The sequence below is a fragment of the Pseudomonas sp. CFBP 8758 genome, assembly GCF_014841725.1.
Taxonomy (GTDB): Bacteria; Pseudomonadota; Gammaproteobacteria; order Pseudomonadales; family Pseudomonadaceae; genus Aquipseudomonas; species Aquipseudomonas baltica.
Map to the genome: position 1 here is coordinate 113412 of NZ_JACYUK010000002.1, position 21125 is coordinate 134536.

22 protein-coding genes are annotated in these 21125 nt (G+C 62.7%); 20 read left to right on the plus strand and 2 right to left on the minus strand.

Going from position 1 to position 21125, the window contains the following annotated elements:
* Positions 1 to 2: 2 nt before the first annotated feature.
* From secD to IFT75_RS04330, 3 genes are all read left to right on the plus strand, one after another.
* Positions 3 to 1871, plus strand: coding sequence for a protein translocase subunit SecD (gene secD, locus IFT75_RS04320; protein ID WP_192053547.1), 1869 nt, complete (start codon positions 3 to 5; stop codon positions 1869 to 1871).
* 9 nt (positions 1872 to 1880) lie between these two features.
* Positions 1881 to 2792 (plus strand): protein translocase subunit SecF, encoded by a 912-nt coding sequence (gene secF / locus IFT75_RS04325; protein WP_122479566.1) that lies wholly within the window; start codon positions 1881 to 1883, stop codon positions 2790 to 2792.
* Positions 2793 to 2912: 120 nt separating this feature from the next.
* Complete coding sequence (locus IFT75_RS04330; protein ID WP_122713500.1) at positions 2913 to 3461, plus strand: glycine zipper 2TM domain-containing protein; 549 nt, start codon at positions 2913 to 2915, stop codon at positions 3459 to 3461.
* Here IFT75_RS04330 and IFT75_RS04335 read toward each other — a convergent pair.
* Positions 3446 to 4411, minus strand: a complete 966-nt coding sequence (locus tag IFT75_RS04335; protein WP_192053943.1) for a LysR substrate-binding domain-containing protein — start codon at positions 4409 to 4411, stop codon at positions 3446 to 3448. The two genes, IFT75_RS04330 and IFT75_RS04335, sit on opposite strands and share 16 nt — an antisense overlap.
* A 508-nt stretch (positions 4412 to 4919) precedes the next feature.
* On the opposite strand from IFT75_RS04335, the gene IFT75_RS04340 reads away from it, so the two are divergent.
* The 8 genes from IFT75_RS04340 to argE all read left to right on the plus strand — a co-directional run bounded on the left by IFT75_RS04340 (position 4920) and on the right by argE (position 12738).
* Positions 4920 to 6440 carry an amino acid ABC transporter permease/ATP-binding protein gene (locus IFT75_RS04340; protein ID WP_192053549.1) on the plus strand — a complete coding sequence of 507 codons (1521 nt, stop codon included), beginning with the start codon at positions 4920 to 4922 and terminating at the stop codon, positions 6438 to 6440.
* Positions 6441 to 6469: 29 nt separating this feature from the next.
* Positions 6470 to 7342 (plus strand): phytanoyl-CoA dioxygenase family protein, encoded by an 873-nt coding sequence (locus tag IFT75_RS04345; RefSeq protein ID WP_192053550.1) that lies wholly within the window; start codon positions 6470 to 6472, stop codon positions 7340 to 7342.
* A 25-nt stretch (positions 7343 to 7367) separates the two neighbouring features.
* Entirely contained in the window at positions 7368 to 8201 is an 834-nt protein-coding gene (locus IFT75_RS04350) for a transporter substrate-binding domain-containing protein (protein ID WP_122479562.1), read from the plus strand.
* 72 nt (positions 8202 to 8273) lie between these two features.
* Complete coding sequence (locus IFT75_RS04355) at positions 8274 to 9005, plus strand: class II aldolase and adducin N-terminal domain-containing protein (RefSeq protein WP_192053552.1); 732 nt, start codon at positions 8274 to 8276, stop codon at positions 9003 to 9005.
* A gap of 122 nt (positions 9006 to 9127) precedes the next feature.
* Positions 9128 to 10423, plus strand: coding sequence for a flavin-containing monooxygenase (locus tag IFT75_RS04360; protein ID WP_192053554.1), 1296 nt, complete (start codon positions 9128 to 9130; stop codon positions 10421 to 10423).
* A 62-nt stretch (positions 10424 to 10485) separates the two neighbouring features.
* Positions 10486 to 10896, plus strand: coding sequence for a RidA family protein (locus IFT75_RS04365; RefSeq protein ID WP_192053556.1), 411 nt, complete (start codon positions 10486 to 10488; stop codon positions 10894 to 10896).
* A 13-nt stretch (positions 10897 to 10909) separates the two neighbouring features.
* The gene (locus IFT75_RS04370; protein ID WP_192053558.1) at positions 10910 to 11587 is read left to right on the plus strand and encodes a DUF1028 domain-containing protein; all 678 of its coding nucleotides are present in this window, start codon (positions 10910 to 10912) and stop codon (positions 11585 to 11587) included.
* On the plus strand, positions 11584 to 12738 hold the full coding sequence (gene argE, locus IFT75_RS04375; protein ID WP_192053559.1) for an acetylornithine deacetylase: 1155 nt from the start codon (positions 11584 to 11586) through the stop codon (positions 12736 to 12738). Before IFT75_RS04370 ends, argE begins: the two co-directional genes overlap by 4 nt.
* 88 nt (positions 12739 to 12826) lie before the next feature.
* Here argE and suhB read toward each other — a convergent pair whose 3' ends face one another.
* Positions 12827 to 13642: a type III secretion system regulator SuhB gene (gene suhB / locus IFT75_RS04380; RefSeq protein WP_122479557.1), complete on the minus strand. Its 816-nt coding sequence runs from the start codon at positions 13640 to 13642 to the stop codon at positions 12827 to 12829.
* A 133-nt stretch (positions 13643 to 13775) separates the two neighbouring features.
* On the opposite strand from suhB, the gene trmJ reads away from it, so the two are divergent.
* The 9 genes from trmJ to fdx all read left to right on the plus strand — a co-directional run bounded on the left by trmJ (position 13776) and on the right by fdx (position 21116).
* Positions 13776 to 14528 carry a tRNA (cytosine(32)/uridine(32)-2'-O)-methyltransferase TrmJ gene (gene trmJ, locus IFT75_RS04385; RefSeq protein WP_192053561.1) on the plus strand — a complete coding sequence of 251 codons (753 nt, stop codon included), beginning with the start codon at positions 13776 to 13778 and terminating at the stop codon, positions 14526 to 14528.
* Positions 14529 to 15308 (plus strand): serine O-acetyltransferase, encoded by a 780-nt coding sequence (cysE, locus tag IFT75_RS04390; RefSeq protein WP_122713490.1) that lies wholly within the window; start codon positions 14529 to 14531, stop codon positions 15306 to 15308. It abuts the gene before it with no gap.
* A gap of 423 nt (positions 15309 to 15731) precedes the next feature.
* Positions 15732 to 16229, plus strand: a complete 498-nt coding sequence (iscR, locus tag IFT75_RS04395) for a Fe-S cluster assembly transcriptional regulator IscR (RefSeq protein WP_192053563.1) — start codon at positions 15732 to 15734, stop codon at positions 16227 to 16229.
* A 34-nt stretch (positions 16230 to 16263) separates the two neighbouring features.
* The gene (locus tag IFT75_RS04400) at positions 16264 to 17478 is read left to right on the plus strand and encodes an IscS subfamily cysteine desulfurase (protein WP_122479553.1); all 1215 of its coding nucleotides are present in this window, start codon (positions 16264 to 16266) and stop codon (positions 17476 to 17478) included.
* A 53-nt stretch (positions 17479 to 17531) separates the two neighbouring features.
* Positions 17532 to 17918: a Fe-S cluster assembly scaffold IscU gene (iscU, locus tag IFT75_RS04405; protein WP_043186545.1), complete on the plus strand. Its 387-nt coding sequence runs from the start codon at positions 17532 to 17534 to the stop codon at positions 17916 to 17918.
* Positions 17919 to 18008: 90 nt separating this feature from the next.
* A complete protein-coding gene (gene iscA / locus IFT75_RS04410; RefSeq protein WP_122479552.1) occupies positions 18009 to 18332 on the plus strand; it encodes an iron-sulfur cluster assembly protein IscA in 324 nt (107 codons plus the stop codon).
* Positions 18333 to 18340: 8 nt separating this feature from the next.
* Complete coding sequence (gene hscB, locus IFT75_RS04415) at positions 18341 to 18862, plus strand: co-chaperone HscB (RefSeq protein WP_122796030.1); 522 nt, start codon at positions 18341 to 18343, stop codon at positions 18860 to 18862.
* Positions 18863 to 18908: 46 nt separating this feature from the next.
* Positions 18909 to 20771 carry a Fe-S protein assembly chaperone HscA gene (gene hscA / locus IFT75_RS04420; RefSeq protein ID WP_185794076.1) on the plus strand — a complete coding sequence of 621 codons (1863 nt, stop codon included), beginning with the start codon at positions 18909 to 18911 and terminating at the stop codon, positions 20769 to 20771.
* A 3-nt stretch (positions 20772 to 20774) separates the two neighbouring features.
* The gene (gene fdx, locus IFT75_RS04425; protein WP_122479549.1) at positions 20775 to 21116 is read left to right on the plus strand and encodes an ISC system 2Fe-2S type ferredoxin; all 342 of its coding nucleotides are present in this window, start codon (positions 20775 to 20777) and stop codon (positions 21114 to 21116) included.
* Positions 21117 to 21125 lie beyond the last annotated feature (9 nt).

The window sequence follows — 21125 nt, forward strand, 5'->3', positions numbered from 1 at the left end:
TGATGCTGAACAAATACCCTCTGTGGAAATATGTACTGATCCTGGCGGTGCTGGCGATCGGTTTTATCTATTCCGCACCTAATCTCTATCCTGATGACGCGGCCATCCAGGTCAGCGGCGCGAGCACTTCGCTGCAGGTCAATCAGGCAGATCTGGATCGCGTCGGCACGGCACTCAATGCCGCCGGCATCCAGGTCAAATCCGCAAGCCTGGCCGAAAACGGCAAGGGCGGTCTGCTGCGCCTGACCAAGGCCGAAGACCAGTTGCCGGCCAAGGATGTCGTGCGCAAGGCGCTGGGCGATGACTACGTAGTGGCCCTGAACCTGGCCCCGACCACGCCGCCGTGGTTGCGCAGCCTGGGTGCAAGCCCGATGAAGCTGGGCCTCGACCTGTCCGGTGGCGTGCACTTCCTGCTCGAAGTCGACATGGACAAGGCGCTCGACGCCCGCATGAAAGTCTACGAAGGCGAAGTCAAGACGCTGCTGCGCAAGGAGCGCGTGCGTTACCGCAGCCTGCCGCAGCAGGACGGCGCCATTCAGCTGGGCTTCAGCGACACCGCTACCCGCGACCAGGCACAAGCCCTGATCCGCAAGAGTTTCACCGATTTCGACCTGACTGCCAGCGAGCGCAGCGAGTTGTCGGTGCTGCGCCTGGCCATGACCCAGGCCAAGGTCGCGGAGATCCGCGAGTACTCCATCAAGCAGAACCTGACCACGGTGCGTAACCGGGTCAACGAGCTGGGTGTGGCCGAGCCGCTGGTCCAGCGCCAGGGTGCCAACCGCATCGTGGTCGAGCTGCCGGGCGTGCAGGACACTGCCGAAGCCAAGCGTATCCTCGGCAAGACCGCTAACCTCGAGTTCCGTCTCGGTGCCGGTCCGGATGATTCCAAGGCGACTACCGAAACCTTCGAGTTCCGCGAGGGCAACCGTGCTCCCGCGGCAGTCGAACGTGGCCTGATCATCACCGGTGACCAGGTTACCGATGCCCAGGCCAGCTTCGACGAACACGGCCAGCCACAGGTGAACATCAAGCTCGATGGCCACGGCGGCGACCTCATGAGTCGCGCCACGCGCAGCAACGTTGGCCGCAGCATGGCGGTGATCTTCATCGAGCAGCGCCCGACTACGCGCTACGTCAAGCAGACGGTCAATGGTGTCGAGAAGGACGTTGCGGTACAGACCTTCACCGAAGAGAAGAAGATCATCAGCCTGGCGACCATCCAGTCGCCGCTGGGCAGCCAGTTCCGCATTACCGGCCTCAACGGCCAGGGTGAGTCATCCGAACTGGCGCTGCTGTTGCGTGCCGGTGGTCTGGCGGCACCGATGTACTTCGCCGAAGAACGTACCATTGGCCCGAGCCTGGGTGCCGACAACATCACCAAGGGTGTCGATGCATCGCTGTGGGGCATGCTGTTCGTCTCGCTGTTCATCATTGCCATCTACCGCTTCTTCGGTGTGATCGCCACCGTGGCACTGGCCTTGAACATGGTCATGCTGCTGGCGCTGATGTCGCTGCTGGGGGCAACCCTGACGCTGCCGGGCATTGCCGGTATCGTGCTGACGATGGGCATGGCGGTGGACGCCAACGTGCTGATCTTCTCGCGCATACGCGAGGAAATCGCCAATGGCATGAGCGTCCAGCGCGCCATTCACGAAGGTTTCGACCGTGCCTACACTGCGATCATCGACGCCAACCTGACGACGCTGCTGGTCGGCGGCATTCTCTTCGCCATGGGCACCGGCCCGGTCAAGGGCTTCGCCGTCACCATGTCCCTCGGGATCTTTACCTCGATGTTCACGGCCATCATGGTGACCCGCGCAATGGTCAACCTGATCTACGGCGGTCGGGACTTCAAGAAGTTGTGGATTTAAGGGGCTGCCATGTTACGTACCATCAACTTCATGGGCGTTCGCAATATTGCGTTCGCCATCACCGTGCTCCTTACCGTGCTGGCGTTGTTCAGCATGTTTCACAAGGGCATGAACTACGGGCTGGACTTCACCGGCGGTACGCTCATCGAGCTGACCTACGAAAAGCCGGCCGACCTGGGCCTGGTGCGTGAAGAGCTGGTGAAAGCCGGTTATCACGATGCCGTGGTGCAGAACTTCGGTGCTACCACCGACCTGCTGGTGCGCATGCCGGGTGAAGACCCGCAATTGGGCAACCAGGTCGCGGCGGCGCTGCAGACGGTCGGTGGCGACAACCCTGCCACGGTCAAGCGCGTTGAATTCGTCGGTCCGCAGGTGGGTGAAGAACTGCGCGACCAGGGCGGCCTCGGCATGCTGCTGGCGCTGGGCGGCGTGCTCATCTATCTGGCGTTCCGCTTCCAGTGGAAGTTCGCAGTCGGCGCGATCCTCTCGTTGATCCACGACGTGATCGTCACCGTCGGCCTGCTGTCGTTCTTCCAGATCACCTTCGACCTGACAGTGCTGGCGGCGGTACTGGCCATCATCGGTTACTCGCTCAACGACACCATCGTGGTATTCGACCGGGTTCGCGAGAACTTCCGGGTGATGCGCAAGGCGTCCCTGATCGAGAACATCAACGTCTCCACCACCCAGACGCTGCTGCGAACCGTGGCGACCTCGGTGTCGACCTTGCTGGCCATCGCCGCACTGATGTTCTTCGGTGGCGACAACCTGTGGGGCTTCTCGCTGGCGCTGTTCATCGGCGTGATGGCCGGTACCTACTCGTCGATCTACATCGCCAACGTGGTACTGATCTGGCTGAACCTGAGCAGCGAGGATCTGATTCCTCCAGTGGCCAAGGACCAGGTCGACGACCGTCCATAAGACGTTCGACTGTCCCGGCGGCAAGGCCCGAAAGGCGCGAGTATTGAACTCGCGCCTTTTTTTATGCTCCAAGGCATGGAAGCGTGGCTTCGTGCCATGATTGTAGTCAGGAGGTTCAAAGTGAATAAATCGTTGCTGATTGGTGCAGTGCTCGGTGCAGTCGGTGTTACAGCCGGAGGTGCCGTTGCAACCTACAGCCTCGTGAACAAGGGCCCCGAGTACGCTGACGTATTGGCCGCAGAGCCGATCAAACAGCAGATCAAGACGCCTCGCGAAGTGTGCAAGGACGTCACCGTGACTCGGCAGAAGGCCGTTCAGGACCAGCATCAGATCGTTGGCAGCGTCTTGGGCGCGGTGGCGGGCGGCCTGCTCGGCAACCAGGTCGGCGGTGGCAATGGCAAGAAGATCGCGACCGTGGCTGGTGCCGTTGGCGGTGGCTATGCAGGCAACAAGGTGCAGGAAGGCATGCAAGGCCGTGACACCTACACCACCACCCAGACGCGCTGCAACACCGTCAACGACATCAGCGACAAGGTCGTTGGCTACAATGTGAAGTACCAGCTCGATGGCAAGGTCGGCCAGGTGCGCATGGATCGCGACCCTGGTTCGCAGATCCCTGTGAACAAGCAGGGTCAGTTGATCCTTGGCGAAAATCAAGCCGGGCAGTAAGCCTCTCGCTCTGCCTCGATCGCAGGCGCCGCCGCCGCCGCCCCAGGTGGCGTCAGCTCCACACTTGAACAGTACTCCATGAACAGCCGGGTCGCCCGACTTGGCTGGTTGTTGCGCAGGTGCGCCATCACCAAGGTCGAGGCAGGCATATCGTCTTCGATCTCCAGATGAGCCAGCAGCTTGCCGTCGTATGTCATCTGCGTACACGGCCGCGTCACCAGCACCGAAAACCCCAGACCTTGCCCTACCATGCAGCGCACCATTTCAATGGAAGGGGAGCTGTAGGCGACCACTGGCGCATAGCCCTTTTCGGTGAAGATATCCATGAAGTAGCTGCGACTGGGGACGGCGTCGAGCAGGATCATCGGCTCCTGGCTCAGGGCCTGCAAGGTCACGGACGGCTGTTGTGCCAGGGGATGCTCGACAGGCAGCAGCGCGTAGGGCTTGTGCGGTGCGTTGAGGGCCTGTTTGTGTATGGTCGTGCCCAGCTCCAGATCGTAGAGAAAAGCCAGGTCGAAGCGACCCCGGTGCAGGCCATGCATCAATTCATGTTGTTCGCCGTCATATAACTGAATGGAAACTTCCGGGTACAGGCTTTTGAATCCAGCCACCAACTTGGGCATGTACAAAGGCGCTGCCGATTCGAAACAGCCAATGGCAATAGTGCCGGAAACATTGCCATTCTCGGCGCGTGAGTCCTGTTCCAATTCCTGGGACAGGCGCAACAACTCCTTGGCCTTCTCATAGATCCTGCCGCCCCCAGCGGTAAGTGAAACACCCTGGGCATGATGGCGAACGAACAAAGGTTGGTTGAAGGCTTCTTCCAGATTCTTAATGGCAACCGAGATGGACGGCTGGGATATATGCAATTGTCTGGACGCTTCGGCAATGCTGTCCTGTTCTACGGCAGCCACGAAGTATTTAAGTTGCCGCAGGGTAAAGTGCATCACGTTCGACTCCTGTGCAGCGCTGTTCCGCGATGCGCTGGCTGAATAGGTTTTACCTATCTTTGCCAAGGCTGTGCGAAGACCATGCCAGTACTGGCCTGGCCATGTCGCCAGCATTGCGGGATGTTCCCGTGGCACGGCGCGGCAGCCTGCTTCACCAGGGCGCTCCTGGCTGCGACATCCCGCACATCCAGCAAATACAGGCAGGTTTGCCTTTGCGCAGCGAAACGCCCCATGTTCGCACGGACTGGAACTTCACCGCGCCAATACCGTGCACGGGCTTTTCGAAGGTCGTGGTTGTTTCACTGCGTAGCGTACGAAGTCTTCCGTAGCGAACTAGCCGTGCCGCTCCTGCTTAGGTTTTTCCTATGCAAGGGGCTCGAATTTACTAATTTCGGCACGACCTGGCATCAATCATGATGGTTTCAAGACGGGCAGAACGGGCAACGTTCGAAGTTCAGATCCGACAGGAAGTCACCCATCACTATTGACCTTGCCGAGCGAGCCGACGATGACGTTTGACTGGAAATACATGTTTGGTCTGCTCAGCGATACCGAGTTCTGGATGGCGGCCTGGACCGTGATTCAACTCAGTGTATTGACCTGGGTCATCAGTATCGTGCTGGGCTTTGTTCTGGCCCTGGCGAAGCAGTCCACCCGTCCATTGATCAATCTGCCAGCGCGCGGTTATATCTGGCTGTTTCGCAGTCTGCCGCTGTTGGTGCTGCTGATATTCGTCTACAACCTGCCGCAGGCGATGCCCTCCACATCGGCCGTGCTGGCCAACCCGTTCTGGGCTGGCCTGATCGCGCTGGTGCTCAGTGAAACCGCCTACGTCGCAGAGATCCATCGTGGTGGCTTGCTGTCCATCGCCAAGGGCCAGAGCGAGGCCGCCCGGGCCCTGGGCCTGCGGTTTGCGGGCACGCAATGGCGCATCGTCATTCCCCAGGCATTGCGGGTGGCGCTGCCTTCGCTCACCAATGAGTTCATCTCCATCGTCAAGCTCAGCTCGCTGGTGTCGGTGATCTCGTTGACCGAGATCCTCATGGTGGGTCAGCGCCTGTACTCGCAGAACTTCCTGGTCATGGAAACCATGGCCGGAGTGGCGTTCTTCTACGTGCTGATCGTGACCGTGTTCGACTTTCTGCTCAAGCGCCTGGAGCGCTATCTGGACGTGACCCAGACCAAGGCCGCGCGCCTGCCCGATGCCGAAGTGCTGCGGCTGGCCACCGAGCACAAGGCTGCCGTGGCGCGGCCCAACAGCGATTCGACTGGCCCCGCGCTGCAGGCGACCAAGCTGCACAAGGCCTACAACGACGTCGAAGTACTGGGCGCGGTGAGCTTGCAGATCCAGCCGGGTGAAGTGGTGTCGGTCATCGGCCCTTCGGGTTCGGGCAAGACCACGCTGATTCGCCTGCTCAACGGGCTGGAGCAGATCGACAACGGTGACATCAAGATCAACGGCAAGCCGTTCATTCACCTGGACCGACAGGGCGCACAGCCGCAGCGCTATGTAGAACACGCCGAGCATCGCCTGAACATCGGCATGGTGTTCCAGAGCTTCAACCTGTTCCCGCACATGACCGTGCTCAACAACCTGCTCATGGCCCCGCGTTATCACCGCCTGGCGCCGCTGGCCGATCTCCGGCAGCAGGCCTACGCCCTGCTGCACAAGGTCGGCATGCTCGACCATGCCTGGAAGTACCCGCATCAGTTGTCCGGTGGCCAACAGCAACGCGTGGCGATTGCTCGCGCACTGATGATGCGCCCACAGATCATGCTGTTCGACGAACCCACCTCGGCGCTCGACCCGGAGAAGGTCAACGAGGTGTTGCAGGTCATCGAAGCGCTGGCCAGCGAAGGCATCACCATGATCATCGTGACCCACGAAATGAATTTCGCCTTCAAGGTTTCCGATCGCATCGTCTTCATGGAGAAGGGTCGCGTGGTCTGCGATGACAGCCCGCAGGCGCTGCGTAGCGGGCACAACCCGCGGGTGGAAGCGTTCCTCAAAGATGTCTCGTTGGCCTGAATCCAACCTAACTGGTGCGAGTAGCAAACATGATCGAGCAATGGCAGATAGACCGGTTTCATCAAGATGGCTTTCTGGTCGTGGAGGACGTGCTGGCTGCGCCGGAAGTCGCCGCGCTGCAACAGGACTTCGATCAGTGGGTTCAGGACAGCCGCAGCCAGTCCCAGGCGTGGGGGGAAACGCTGGATGGGCGCCCCCGCTTCGATGTGGAAAGCGATCACCGCGCGGACCATCCTTCGCTGCGCCGCGTGGCCTCGCCCACCGAGATTTCGCCGGCGTATCGCCAGGCCGCCTTCGCCTCGCGCATGGCCGAGATTGCCGGACAGCTGATCGGCGGCGCCGGTACGCGCTTCCACCACAGCAAGATCAACTCCAAGCTGCCGCACACCGCCACCCAGGTGAAATGGCACCAGGATTTCCTGTTCACCCCGCACAGCAACGATGACCTGGTGACGGCGCTGTTGATGGTCAGCGAAGTGACCCCGCAGAACGGCCCGCTCAAGGTCATCCCCGGCAGCCACACGGGCCCGCTGTGGTCGCACTGGCACGACGAGCGCTTTACCGGTGCGGTGGCCGATGCCGTGGTCGATGAGCACTGCCAGGCACCGGTGGCGTGCTTCGGTCCGCCGGGTTCGGTGTGCTTCATGCACACCCGTCTGCTGCATGCCTCAAGCCCCAACCACACCGAAGATCCGCGAACCCTGTTCATCAGCGTCTACGCCGCCGAGGACGCTTTGCCGCTGGCCGACAACCCGCTGCCCAGCGAGCACGCCGGGCTTCTGGTGACCGGGCGCGAGAGCGGCCTGGTGCGCAGCACCGATCACCACGTTCGCCTGCCCCAGAAACCCAAGGGTGCATCATTTTTCGTCCAGCAGGCCGGTACCGACCTGACGACTGCCTGACTCCATTGACTGCGAGGAATACCCCATGAAATTGCCAAGCCTGATCGTCCGCCCCGTTGCCATGGCCGTGTTCGGCGCCGTCCTGGCTGCCAGCTCGTTGAGCGCTTCGGCGTTCCAGCAGCCCGGCAAGATCGTCGCCGGTTCCGATATGACGTTCTTCCCCTACGAGTACATGGAGAAGAACAAACCCGCCGGCTTCGATATCGAATTTCTCGACGGTCTGGCCAAGGTCATGGGCATGACTGCGGAAAACATCGACACGCGCTTTCCCAACCTGATCAGCGGACTGCAGGCCGGACGGTTCGATATCACCAACTCGTCGATGTACATCACCGCCGACCGCCTGAAGGTGATCGACATGGTCCCTTACCTGAAAAGTGGCGAGTCGATACTTGCGGTGAAGGGCAGTGACTATCAGCCCAAGACGCCCGAAGAGTTCTGCGGCCACAAGATCGGCTCCATGGGTGCCACGTCCTGGCTGCAGCAGTTGCAGAAGCTGTCTGCCGAATATTGCGTGAAGAATGGCCTGCAGCCGATTGCCATCAGCGAGTACGGCACCGATCCACAGGCAACCCAAGCCATGCTGGCGCACGCAGTCGAGGCGCAGATCACCGATGCGGCGGTCGCCCGTGGTGTGGTCGACAAGCTGGGCAATCGCGTGGTGATTTCCTCGCAGACCCTGATTTACCCGGTGCTCAACGGCTTCGGCGTGAAGAAGGGCAACGATGCCGTCAGAAACGCCCTCGTCGAAGGCCTGGAAAAGTACAGCAAGACCCCGGAGTACGCCGCCCTGCTGGCCAAGTACAAGTTCCAGGCGCCGACCGCCGATGACATCGCCACATTGATGCCCAAGCCCTGATAGCGCACGTCAAGATCAGCCATCAGTACCCGCGGATCGTCGCGGGTACGTGCCAACGGAGTGCCCAGCGCCATGGCCCTGAGTTTCGAAGAACAGACGCGCGTCGACCTGGCGGCGACGTTCCGTATCATCGCCCACCTGGGCATGCATGAGGCGGTCGCCAACCATTTCAGTGCGGCCATCAGCGCCGACGGCAAGCAGTTTCTGCTCAACCCCAAATGGGTGCATTTTTCCCGCCTGCGGGCCAGCGATCTGTTGCTACTCGATGCCGACGATGCCGAAGCCGCGCAGCGCCCGGAGGTGGATGCCACTGCCTGGTCGATCCACGGCCAGGTTCACCAACGCCTGCCCGATGCCCGTGTGGTGCTGCATCTGCACCCGGTCTATACCACCGCCGTGGCCTGCCTGGCGCAGCCCAGGATTGTGCCGGTCGACCAGAACACGGCGCGCTATTTCAACCGCGTCGCGGTGGATGAACTGTATGGCGGCATGGCCGATACCAGCGCCGAGGGCGCGCGCCTGGCCAGCCTGCTGCAGGACAAGAGCCGGCTGCTGATGGGCAACCATGGTGTCATCGTCACTGCCCCCACGGTGGGTGAGGCGTTCGATGACATCTGGACCCTGGAGCGCGCCTGCCAGATTCTGGTAACCGCCTGGTCGACCGGTCAGCCGCTCAAGGTGCTGGCTGATGAAGTGGCGGAAAAGACCGCGCGAGACTGGGAGAAAATCAGCGATTTTTCCCAGCGCCATTTCGAAGAAATGAAGTACCTGATGATTCAGGCGGATCCCTCGCTGGTGGACTGAGCACCCGACATCCACTGAGCGCTCTGCACAGCCTCGCGGGTGCCGCAGGACGCCGTGTGCCCGGCTTTCGAATTTTCATGAAGACAGCGGCAAGCCCTGACGGCCTGCCGAAGGATGCCAAGATGAACCAACAGATCACCGAAATAGACACCCTGGTAGTGGGTGCTGGACAGGCCGGGGTGGCCATGAGCGAGCACCTGAGCCGTCTGGGCATCCCTCACCTGGTACTGGAGCGGGCTCGCATCGCCGAAGCCTGGCGCTCGGGCCGTTGGGACTCACTGGTGGCCAACGGCCCGGCCTGGCACGATCGGTTCCCCGGCCTGGAATTCGACATGGACCCGGATGGCTTCGCCGGCAAGGAGCAGGTGGCCGATTATTTCGAAGCCTATGCCCGCACATTCGACGCGCCGATCAAGACCGGTGTGGAGGTCAAGCGAGTGACGCGCAACGTCGGTCGCGCCGGCTTCACCGTGGAAACCAGCGCGGGCACCTATTCGGTCAAGCACCTGGTGTCAGCCACCGGGCCGTTCCAGAAACCAGTCATCCCGGCCATCGCGCCCACTGATTCAGCGCTTCAGCAGATCCATTCGGCGCACTATTTCAATCCCGGGCAATTGCCCGCAGGCGCGGTGCTGTTGGTCGGTGCGGGGTCATCCGGGGTGCAGATCGCCGAGGAGCTGCTGCGAGCAGGACGCAAGGTCTACCTGTCGGTCGGTCCGCACGATCGGCCGCCGCGCGCTTACCGCGGACGGGATTTCTGCTGGTGGCTGGGTGTGCTCGGGCTGTGGGACAGCGAAACCGTGCAAGCGGGCCGCGAGCACGTCACCATTGCCGTCAGTGGCGCCCGCGGCGGGCATACCGTGGACTTTCGTCGCTTGGCGCAAGCCGGGATGGTGCTGGTCGGCCTGACCGAGCGCTTTGCCGATGGCACCGTCACCTTTGCCCAGGACCTGAACGACAACCTCGACCGGGGTGACGAGAACTATCTGGCCCTGCTCGATGCGGCCGATGCCTATGCCGAGCGCAACGGCCTGGACTTGCCCTTGGAACCGACTGCCCGCGAGCGCGTAGCCGACGCGGCGTGCATCGCCCAGCCGCTGCAGGCGCTGGACCTGGCCGAGGCGGGCGTGGCCACGATCATCTGGGCCACCGGTTATTCGCAAGACTACAGCTGGCTGCAGGTGGACGCCTTCCACGCCAACGGCAAGCCGCGTCACCAGCGCGGCGTGAGCAGCGAACAAGGCATCTATTTCGTCGGTCTGCCATGGTTGTCGCGGCGCGGTTCGGCGTTTATCTGGGGCGTATGGCACGACGCCCGGCATGTCGCCGACCAGATCGCCACCCAGCGCAAATACCGCGCCTACGACGAATCCAGGTCGGCCGCGGACTTGCCCGCCGCGGTGCGCGCCAACGCTTGATCGCAGCTGTTGATCACTACTGTGTGGCGTCAGCTCGACGCCTACGCCAAGGAGTTTCGTTCATGGTTACCCATACCCGCATTCGGATGTTCAACACCAAGGACACCTATCCCAACCAGAGCCTGGACAATGACCTGTGCCAAGCTGTCCGGGCCGGCAATACCGTCTATGTGCGCGGTCAGGTGGGCACCGACTTCGACGGCAACCTCGTGGGGCTCGGTGACCCGGCGGCGCAGGCCGAGCAGGCCATGAGAAACGTCAAGCAGTTGCTGGAAGAGGCGGGCAGCGACCTGTCGCATATCGTCAAGACCACTACCTACATCATCGATCCGCGCTATCGCGAGCCGGTCTATCACGTCGTCGGCCGCTGGCTCAAGGGAGTCTTCCCGATTTCCACGGGCCTGGTGGTGTCGGCCCTCGGCCAACCGCAGTGGTTGATGGAAATCGACGTGATCGCCGTCATCCCGGAATGAGGAGTTCCCTGCCATGACCTTTTCCATTGCGGCACGCTGCGCCGAAACCGGCCAGTTGGGCATCGCCATCAGTTCTTCGAGCATCGCCGTGGGCGCCCGCTGCCCGTGGCTGCTGGCCGGGGTGGGGGCGGTGTCGTCACAGAACATCACCCTGCCAGCCCTCGGCCCGCAGACGCTTGTGCTGCTCGAACGGCAGGTCTCGCCTGCAGAGGCGTTGCAGCAGGTGCTGGGCGGCGACGGTTTCGGTGAGTACCGGCAGATCATCGCCCTCGATGCGCAGGGGCGCAGCGCCCATGTCAGTGGTAGCCAGACCTTGGGCATTCACCATGCGCGCAGCGGTGAGCAATGCGTAGCGGCAGGCAACATGCTGGCCGCCACTGCGGTGGTCGACGCTGTGGTCGAGGCGTTCCAAGAGGCCTCCGGGCACCTGGCCGAGCGCTTGCTGCATGCCATGCTGGCCGGGCTGGCCGCCGGTGGCGAAGCCGGGCCGGTGCACTCTGCGGCGCTGAAAGTAGTAGGTGAGCTGCCGTGGCCCGTCGTCGACCTGCGAGTGGACTGGGCCGAGCATGATCCTTTGGGTGAGTTGCAGCAGCTGTGGCAGGCCTATCGACCGCAGATGCAGGACTATATCGACCGCGCTTTGAATCCGGCGGTGGCGCCGGGTTACGGCGTGCCGGGAGACGCCCGATGAGCGCCAGTCGTGATCTGCTGGCGCAGTTGGTGGCCTTCGACACCACCAGTCGCGAGTCGAACCTGGCGCTGATCGAATTCGTTCAGGGCTACCTGGCAGAGTACGGCGTGAGCAGCGAGCTGATCTACAACGAGGCTCGCAGCAAGGCCAATCTGTTCGCCAGCATCGGCCCTGACCATGTGCCGGGCATCGTCCTGTCGGGCCATACCGATGTGGTGCCGGTAGACGGCCAGGCTTGGACCCATCCGCCGTTCCAGCTGAGCGAGGCGGATGGGCGCCTGTATGGCCGCGGCACGGCCGACATGAAAGGCTACATCGCCTGCGTACTGGCGCAGGTACCGGCATGGGTCGAGGCACCCCTGCGCAGGCCGCTGCACATCGGGCTGTCCTACGATGAGGAAGTCGGCTGCCTGGGCGTGCGCTCGCTGCTCGAAGCGTTACGTCACCGGCCGGTGCAGCCGATGTTGTGCGTGATCGGCGAACCGACCGAACTGGCGCCCGTGCTCGGCCACAAGGGCAAGCTGGCGATGCGTTGCGAGGTAGAGGGGTTGGCTTGTCACTCGGCCCATGCGCCGAGCGGGGTCAATGCCATCGAATACGCCGCGCGGCTGATTGCCGAACTGGGCCGGCTGGGTGAGGCGCTGCAAACCCCGGATGCACGCAACGAGCGCTTCGATCCGCCGTTTTCCACGGTGCAGGTGGGGGTGATCGCGGGCGGTACGGCGCTCAACATCGTACCCCAGCATTGCCGTTTCGATTTCGAGGTGCGCTCGCTGCCCGCCGATGATCCGCGGCAACTCACCCAGGCCCTGCAAGGTTACGCTGAGCACACGTTGCTGCCGGCCATGCAGGCGGTCGGTGGCCAGAGCGCCATTCGCTTCTGCGAGTTGTCCAGCTATCCGGGCCTGGACGTGAGCCATGCCAGCGAGGCCGCTGGCTTGATCGCGCGGTTCAGCGGTTCGCGGGCGTTTTCCACGGTGGCGTTCGGTACCGAAGGCGGGCTGTTCGATCAGGCAGGCATAGCCACGGTGGTGTGCGGGCCTGGCAGCATGGCGCAGGGGCACAAGCCCGATGAGTTCGTCAGCATCGCGCAACTGGCTGGCTGCGACGAGATGCTGGGTCGAATACTGGCCTTTGCCTGCGAAGAATAGTCCGTGTTGGCGTGAATCTCGGGCATGAAAAAAGCACCCATCAGGGTGCTTTTTTCGTCGCGGCGCTTGTCGCGTCGGCGCTCGGCGCTCAGCGCTTGAGCGAAGCCGGCAGGTGCGGCTGGATGGCGGTCAGCACCGCTTTGAAGCACTTGGTGTTGCCGGCCACGATGTGGCCGTTTTCGAGGAAGTTGTGGCCGCCGGTGAAATCGCTCACCAGGCCGCCTGCTTCCTGAATCAGCAGCACGCCTGCGGCCATGTCCCATTCCGACAGACCCGACTCCCAGAATGCGTCGAAGCGGCCCGCGGCGACGTAGGCCAGATCCAGGCTGGCGGAGCCGGCGCGGCGGATGCCGGCGGTCTGGCCCACCAGGCTGCGGAACATGCCCAGGTAGTTGTCGAGGTTGTCCATCTGGTTGTCACGGAACGGAAAGCCGGTGCCCAGCAGGGCGCCGTCCAGGCTTGTGCGACCGCTGACACGCAGGCGGCGACCGTTGAGCTGGGCACCACGGCCACGGCTGGCGGTGAATTCTTCCTGGCGCACCGGGTCCAGAACCACCGCGTGCTCCAGGCGACCGCGGTATTTGCAGGCGATGCTGACGGCGAAATGCGGGACGCCGCGCAGGAAGTTGGTGGTGCCGTCCAGTGGGTCGATGATCCACAGGTAGTCTTCGCCTTCGCCGCTGCCAGCGTGGAAGCCGGTTTCTTCGCCACGGATGCCGTGGGTTGGATAGGCCTTGCGCAGGGCGTCGATGATTTTCTGTTCGGCGGCGCGATCGACTTCGGACACGTAGTCCTTGGCATCTTTCTCGTCGACCTTGATGGTATCCAGGCGCTCGATGGAGCGGAAGATCAATTCACTGGCGCTGCGGGCGGCGCGCAGCGCGATATTCAGCATGGGCTGCATGGACGTTTCACCTAGGTCGTTAAAGAAAGCCGCGCATTCTAGCAGAAAAGTCGTGGACAAGAAGAGGGACATAGCCTTAGTTATAGGCCTTCTGTAATATTTGCCGCCCTTTCCCCGACACAGAGCCCTAGCCGTGCTGGATAACATCCGAGTCGTCCTGGTCAATACCAGCCATCCCGGCAACATCGGTGGAGCGGCGCGCGCCATGAAGAACATGGGCCTGTCGCGGCTGGTGCTGGTCGAGCCCCGCGATTTTCCGTCGCCCGAAGCCGAGGCGCGCGCCTCGGGTGCCAGTGACGTGCTGGAAAACGCCCAGGTGGTCGCCACGCTGGAAGAGGCACTGGTGGGCTGCACGGTGGTGCTGGGTACCAGCGCCCGCGACCGCAGCCTGCCCTGGCCCTTGGTGGATCCCCGTGAATGCGGCGAAAAAGTCATCGACGAAGCGGGGCAGGGCAAGCACATCGCGCTGGTGTTCGGCCGCGAGCATGCGGGCTTGACCAACGACGAGCTGCAACGCTGTCATTTCCATGTGCACATCCCGTCCAACCCCGATTTCAGCTCGCTGAACCTGGCGGCTGCTGTGCAGGTGCTCGGCTATGAGGTGCGCATGGCCTGGCTGGCGGGCAAGCGGCCGGCGGCTGCCATGGAGAAGGCCGAAGAGCTGGCGACCAGCGACGAGATGGAGCGCTTCTATGGCCATCTGCAGGACACGCTGGTCGATATCGCCTTTCTCGACCCGGAAAAACCGCGGCACTTGATGGCGCGCCTGCGTCGGCTGTTTGGCCGCAGCGCCGTGAACAAGTCGGAAATGAGTATTTTGCGCGGCATTCTCACCGAGACCCAGAAGGTCGCTCGGGGCGAGCCGCATAAGCGCAAGGATCAGTAAATGTTCGAACGTCTGCGGGAAGATATCCAGAGTGTTTTTCATCGCGATCCGGCTGCGCGCAATGCGTTCGAGGTATTGACCTGCTACCCCGGCATGCACGCCATCTGGCTGCATCGGGCGGCCCATGCCTTGTGGAAGCGGGATCTGAAATGGCTGGCGCGGGTGGTGTCGAATTTCGGTCGCTGGATGACCGGGATCGAAATTCATCCGGGCGCCACGGTGGGTCGGCGCTTTTTCATCGACCACGGCATGGGCATCGTGATCGGCGAGACGGCCGAGATCGGCGACGATGTGACGATCTATCAGGGCGTGACCCTGGGCGGTACCAGCTGGAACAAGGGCAAGCGCCATCCAACCCTGGCCGACGGCGTGGTGGTAGGGGCGGGCGCCAAGGTGCTCGGGCCGTTCACCGTGGGCGCCGGGGCCAAGGTCGGCTCCAATGCAGTGGTGACCAAGGAGGTGCCGCCCGGCGCGACCGTGGTGGGGATCCCGGGCAAGATTATCGTCAAGAGCGACGACCAGCTCGATGCGCGGCGCAAGGCCATGGCCGAGAAGATCGGCTTCGATGCCTACGGTGTCGGAGGGGAAGATATGCCAGACCCGGTGGCCAGGGCCATCGGCCAACTGCTCGATCACCTGCATGCGGTGGATGGGCGCCTTGAGGGCATGTGTGGCGCCCTCAACCAGTTGGGCAGCGACTACCGTGCCAAGGACCTGCCGCCCTTGCGTGACGAGGATTTCGAATGCGTGCAAGGCGCGGAGCGCAAGACCAACCCCTGATCCGACGGATCCACCGCGGTGCCCGTTTCGCGGCCGATGACCGCTCCTACGCGCGCCCCGACCCCCTCTGTAGGAGCGGTCCGTGGCCGCCAAGGGCGCACCTCGTTCTATCAGATCCACCGCGGTGCCCGTTTCGCAGCCGATGACCGCTCCTACGCGCCCCGACCCCCTCTGTAGGAGCGGTCCGTGGCCGCGAAGGGCGCACCGCGGTCCAGCAGATCCACTGCGGCGCCCGTTTCGCGGCCGATGACCGCTCCTACGGGGCATAGCGAGCAGCAGATGCTCCCTCCTGCATCATTAGTCTGCTATCATTGCGCCGCCGTTTTTGCACTCAAGTCCTAGTAATTCAGTAGGACTTATAGTTGACAAATTTACTCGGAAATAGGATGATCGAACCTATTCCGAGAACCCGTGGTAATAGCCATGCGACTGACAACTAAAGGCCGATACGCCGTCACTGCCATGCTTGACCTGGCATTGCACGCGCAGCGTGGGCCGGTCTCATTGGCCGACATCTCCGAGCGCCAGGGCATTTCGCTGTCCTACCTGGAGCAACTGTTCGCCAAGCTGCGCCGGGGCAACCTGGTGTCCAGCGTGCGCGGCCCGGGCGGTGGTTACCAGCTTTCCCGCGAAATGGAAGGCATCCAGGTTGCACAGGTCATCGACGCGGTCAACGAATCGGTCGACGCCACCAAGTGCCAGGGCCTGGGTGATTGCCACGCCGGAGACACCTGCCTGACCCATCACCTGTGGTGCGACCTCAGCCAGCAGATCCACGAATTTTTGAGCGGCATCAGTCTGTCCGACCTTGTCACTCGCCGTGAAGTGCAAGAAGTCGCCCAGCGCCAGGACCTGCGCCGTTGCAGCAGCAACGGCCGCACGCAACGCCTGGACAAGATCGAAACGTCTGCCGTCGAATGAGAAAGCCAGGTTAGCCGCCTGATAGGAGATACCAATGAAGTTGCCGATTTACCTCGATTACTCCGCGACCACGCCAGTGGATCCACGCGTTGCACAGAAGATGATCGAATGCCTGCAGATGGACGGGAACTTCGGTAACCCGGCTTCCCGTTCGCACGTGTTCGGCTGGAAGGCCGAAGAAGCCGTCGAAAACGCCCGTCGCCAAGTGGCCGACCTGGTCGGTGCCGACCCGCGCGAAATCGTCTGGACCAGCGGTGCCACCGAGTCCGACAACCTCGCGATCAAAGGTGTGGCGCACTTCTACCAGACCAAGGGCAAGCACATCATCACCACCAAGATCGAGCACAAGGCGGTGCTGGATACCACCCGCCAGCTCGAGCGTGAAGGCTTCGACGTCACCTACCTCGAGCCCGGCACCGATGGCCTGGTCACCCCGGCCATGATCGAAGCGGTGATGCGCGACGACACCATCCTGGTTTCGGTCATCCACGTGAACAACGAAATCGGCGTCATCAACGACATCGCGGCCATCGGCGAACTGACCCGTTCGCGCGGCGTGCTGTTCCATGTCGATGCTGCGCAGTCTACCGGCAAGGTCGACATCGACCTGGCCGCTCTCAAGGTCGACCTGATGTCGTTCTCGGCGCACAAGACCTATGGCCCCAAGGGTATCGGCGCGCTGTACGTCAGCCGCAAGCCGCGCGTTCGTCTGGAAGCTGCCATGCACGGCGGTGGTCACGAGCGCGGCATGCGTTCGGGCACCCTGGCCACGCACCAGATCGTCGGCATGGGCGAAGCCTTCCGTATCGCCAAGGAAACCATGGCGGACGAGAACGCACGCATCAAGGCCCTCAGCGATCGGTTCTACCAGCAGGTCGAAAACCTGGAAGAGCTGTACGTCAACGGCAGCCTGACTGCCCGCGTACCGCACAACCTGAACCTGTCCTTCAACTATGTCGAAGGCGAGTCGCTGATCATGGCCCTCAAGGACCTGGCAGTGTCTTCCGGTTCCGCGTGCACCTCGGCCTCGCTCGAGCCCTCGTACGTGCTGCGCGCCCTGGGCCGCAACGACGAGCTGGCACACAGCTCCATTCGTTTCACCTTCGGTCGCTTCACCACCGAAGAAGAAGTCGATTACGCCGCGCAGAAAGTCTGCGAGGCCGTCACCAAGCTGCGCGCGTTGTCGCCGCTGTGGGACATGTACAAAGACGGTGTCGATATCTCGAAGATCGAGTGGGCGGCGCACTAAGTAGCTGCCGGCAAGAGCGGCTTACCTGATGAGTTTCAGTAAGGATCAATATCATGGCTTACAGTGAAAAGGTCATCGACCACTACGAAAACCCACGTAACGTGGGCAAGATGGACGCCGAAGATGCCGACGTCGGCACTGGCATGGTCGGCGCTCCGGCGTGCGGCGATGTGATGCGTCTGCAGATCCGCGTCAACGAGCAGGGCATCATCGAAGATGCCAAGTTCAAGACCTACGGCTGCGGTTCGGCCATTGCTTCCAGCTCCCTCGCCACCGAGTGGATGAAGGGCAAGACTCTGGACGAAGCCGAAACCATCAAGAACACCCAGCTGGCCGAAGAACTGGCGTTGCCGCCGGTGAAGATCCACTGCTCGGTGCTCGCCGAGGATGCCATCAAGGCGGCCGTACGCGACTACAAGCAGAAGAAAGGTCTGCTCTGAGTCAGAGCGAAGCTGGACACAGTCGCAGGTTCGATACAGCGCGGTGCGGGTGACCGCTCGCGCGCAACCGTTTGCAGGTAAGGAGTCACGATGGCCATCAGCATGACAGAAGCCGCCGCCAACCACGTTCGCCGCTCCCTGGCAGGGCGTGGCAAGGGTGACGGCATTCGTTTGGGCGTACGCACCACCGGGTGCTCGGGGTTGGCCTACGTGCTGGAGTTCGTCGATGAAGCCGGCAGCGAAGACAAGGTCTTCGAGAACCATGGCGTCAAGGTGATCATCGATCCCAAGAGCCTGGTCTACCTGGACGGTACCGAGCTCGATTTCGTCAAGGAAGGGTTGAACGAAGGCTTCAAGTTCAACAACCCCAACGTACGCGGCGAATGTGGCTGCGGCGAAAGCTTCAATATCTGAGGCTGACCGTGGGTACTCCTTGTCATTTCGCCTTGTTCGACCTCAAGCCCGGCTTTCGCCTGGATCTCGACCAGCTGGCTACCCGCTACCGCGAGTTGGCCCGTGAAGTCCACCCCGATCGCTTTGCCGACGCTTCCGAGCGCGAGCAACGCCAGGCGCTGGAGAAGTCCGCGGGTTTGAACGATGCCTACCAGACCCTGAAGGCTGCGCCCAAGCGTGCGCGTTACCTGCTGTCCATCGGTGGGCGGGAAGTACCGCAGGAAGTCACGGTCCATGACCCGGACTTTCTTCTGCAGCAGATGCAGTGGCGCGAAGAGCTCGAAGACCTGCAGGACAGCGCCGACTTGCCCGGTGTGGCCGCCTTCAAGCGGCGGGTCAAGGCCGCGCAGGCTGAACTCGAAGACAGCTTCGCTGCCTGTTGGGATGACGCGGCGCAACGCGAACAGGCCGAACGCCTGATGCGGCGCATGCAGTTTCTCGACAAGCTTTCCTATGAAGTGCGCCAGCTCGAAGAGCGCCTCGACGATTAACCCAGTGTCGCTACGGCCGCACGCCTGAATTCCTGACCTGATAAGCATGGCCCTACTGCAGATCGCCGAACCTGGCCAGAGTCCTCAACCACACCAGCGTCGTCTGGCCGTGGGGATCGACCTGGGCACTACCAATTCGCTGGTCGCTGCGCTGCGCAGCGGTCTATCCGAACCCCTGGCAGACGCAGACGGGCAGGTCATCCTGCCGTCTGCCGTTCGCTATCACGCCGATCGTGTCGAGGTCGGAGCGGCTGCCAAGGCTGCCGCCGCCAGCGACCCTTTCAACACCGTACTCTCGGTCAAGCGCCTGATGGGCCGTGGCCTGGCCGACGTCAAGCAGCTGGGCGAGCAATTGCCCTACCGCTTCGTCGGTGGCGAGTCGCACATGCCGTTCATCCAGACCGTCCAAGGGCCGAAAAGCCCGGTGGAAGTGTCTGCCGATATTCTCAAGGCCCTGCGCCAGCGCGCCGAAGACGTTTTGGGCGGCGACCTGGTCGGGGCGGTGATCACCGTTCCCGCCTATTTCGATGACGCCCAGCGTCAAGCCACCAAGGACGCCGCGCGCCTGGCCGGTCTGAACGTGCTGCGCCTGCTCAACGAGCCGACGGCCGCTGCCGTCGCCTATGGCCTGGATCAGCACGCCGAAGGGCTGGTGGCGATCTACGACCTGGGCGGTGGCACTTTCGATATCTCCATCCTGCGCCTGACCGGCGGGGTCTTCGAAGTGCTGGCCACCGGCGGCGACAGCGCGCTGGGTGGCGACGATTTCGATCATGCCATCGCAGGCTGGATCGTCGAGCAGGCGGGCGTATCCGCCAACCTTGACCCCGGTGCCCAGCGCCAGCTGCTGCAGGCGGCGTGCGCTGCCAAGGAAGCCTTGAGCCAGTCGTACAGCGCCACCATCGAATACGGCACCTGGAGTGCGGAGCTCACGCGCGACGCCTTCCAGGCGCTGATCGAACCCATGATCGCGCGCAGCCTCAAGGCCTGCCGACGCGCCGTGCGTGACGCCAGCATCGAGATCGACGAGATCCTTGCCGTGGTCATGGTCGGTGGCTCTACCCGCGTGCCGCGGGTACGTGAAGCGGTAGGCGAGCTGTTCGGGCGCCAGCCGTTGACCGACATCGACCCTGATCAGGTGGTGGCCATCGGTGCGGCCATCCAGGCCGATACCCTGGCCGGCAACAAGCGCGACGGCGGCGAGCTGTTGCTGCTGGACGTCATCCCGCTGTCCCTGGGGTTGGAAACCATGGGCGGGCTGATGGAGAAGGTGATTCCGCGCAACACCACCATTCCCGTTGCGCGTGCCCAGGATTTCACCACCTACAAGGACGGCCAGTCGGCCTTGCTCGTGCACGTTCTGCAGGGTGAGCGCGAGCTGATCAGCGACTGCCGGTCGCTGGCCCGTTTCGAGCTGCGTGGCATCCCAGCCATGGTGGCCGGCGCGGCGAAGATTCGTGTGACCTTTCAGGTCGATGCCGATGGCCTGCTCAGTGTGTCCGCGCGCGAGCTGGGCTCTGGCGTGGAAGCGAGCATTCAGGTCAAGCCCTCCTATGGCCTGACCGACGGCGAGGTCGCCAGGATGCTCACCGATTCCTTCCAGTACGCCGGTGACGACAAGGTTGCTCGCCAGCTGCGCGAGCACCAGGTCGACGGCGAGCGTCTGCTCGAAGCGGTACAGGCCGCGCTGGACGCCGATGGCGAGCGTCTGCTCGACGACGAAGAGCGCATGGTGATCGGCCTGCAGATGGACGAGTTGCGCGCGCGGGTCAAGGGCGACGACGGTCCGGCCATCGAACAGCAGACCAAGCTGCTGTCGCAGGTGACCGATGCTTTCGCTGCGCGTCGTATGAACAATGCCGTGAAAGACGCCCTGTCAGGGCGCAACCTGAATGAAATTGAGGAATAACTGATGCCGAAGGTGACTTTTCTGCCCCACGCCGAGCATTGCCCGGACGGTATGGTGGTCGAAGCTGAAACTGGCCGGTCGCTGCTCGACGTCGCCCACGATCATCACATCGAGATCGAGAGTGCCTGTGGCGGCGTGTGCGCCTGCACCACCTGCCATTGCGTGATCCGTGCCGGTTTCGACACGCTGGAAGAAGCAGACGAGCTGGAAGAGGATTTCCTCGATCGCGCCTGGGGCCTGGAGCCGACGTCGCGCCTGAGTTGCCAGGCCAAGGTCGGCACTCAGGACATCACCGTCGAGATTCCCAAGTACTCGCTCAATCACGCTGCCGAAGCGCCGCACTGACCGAGGAAT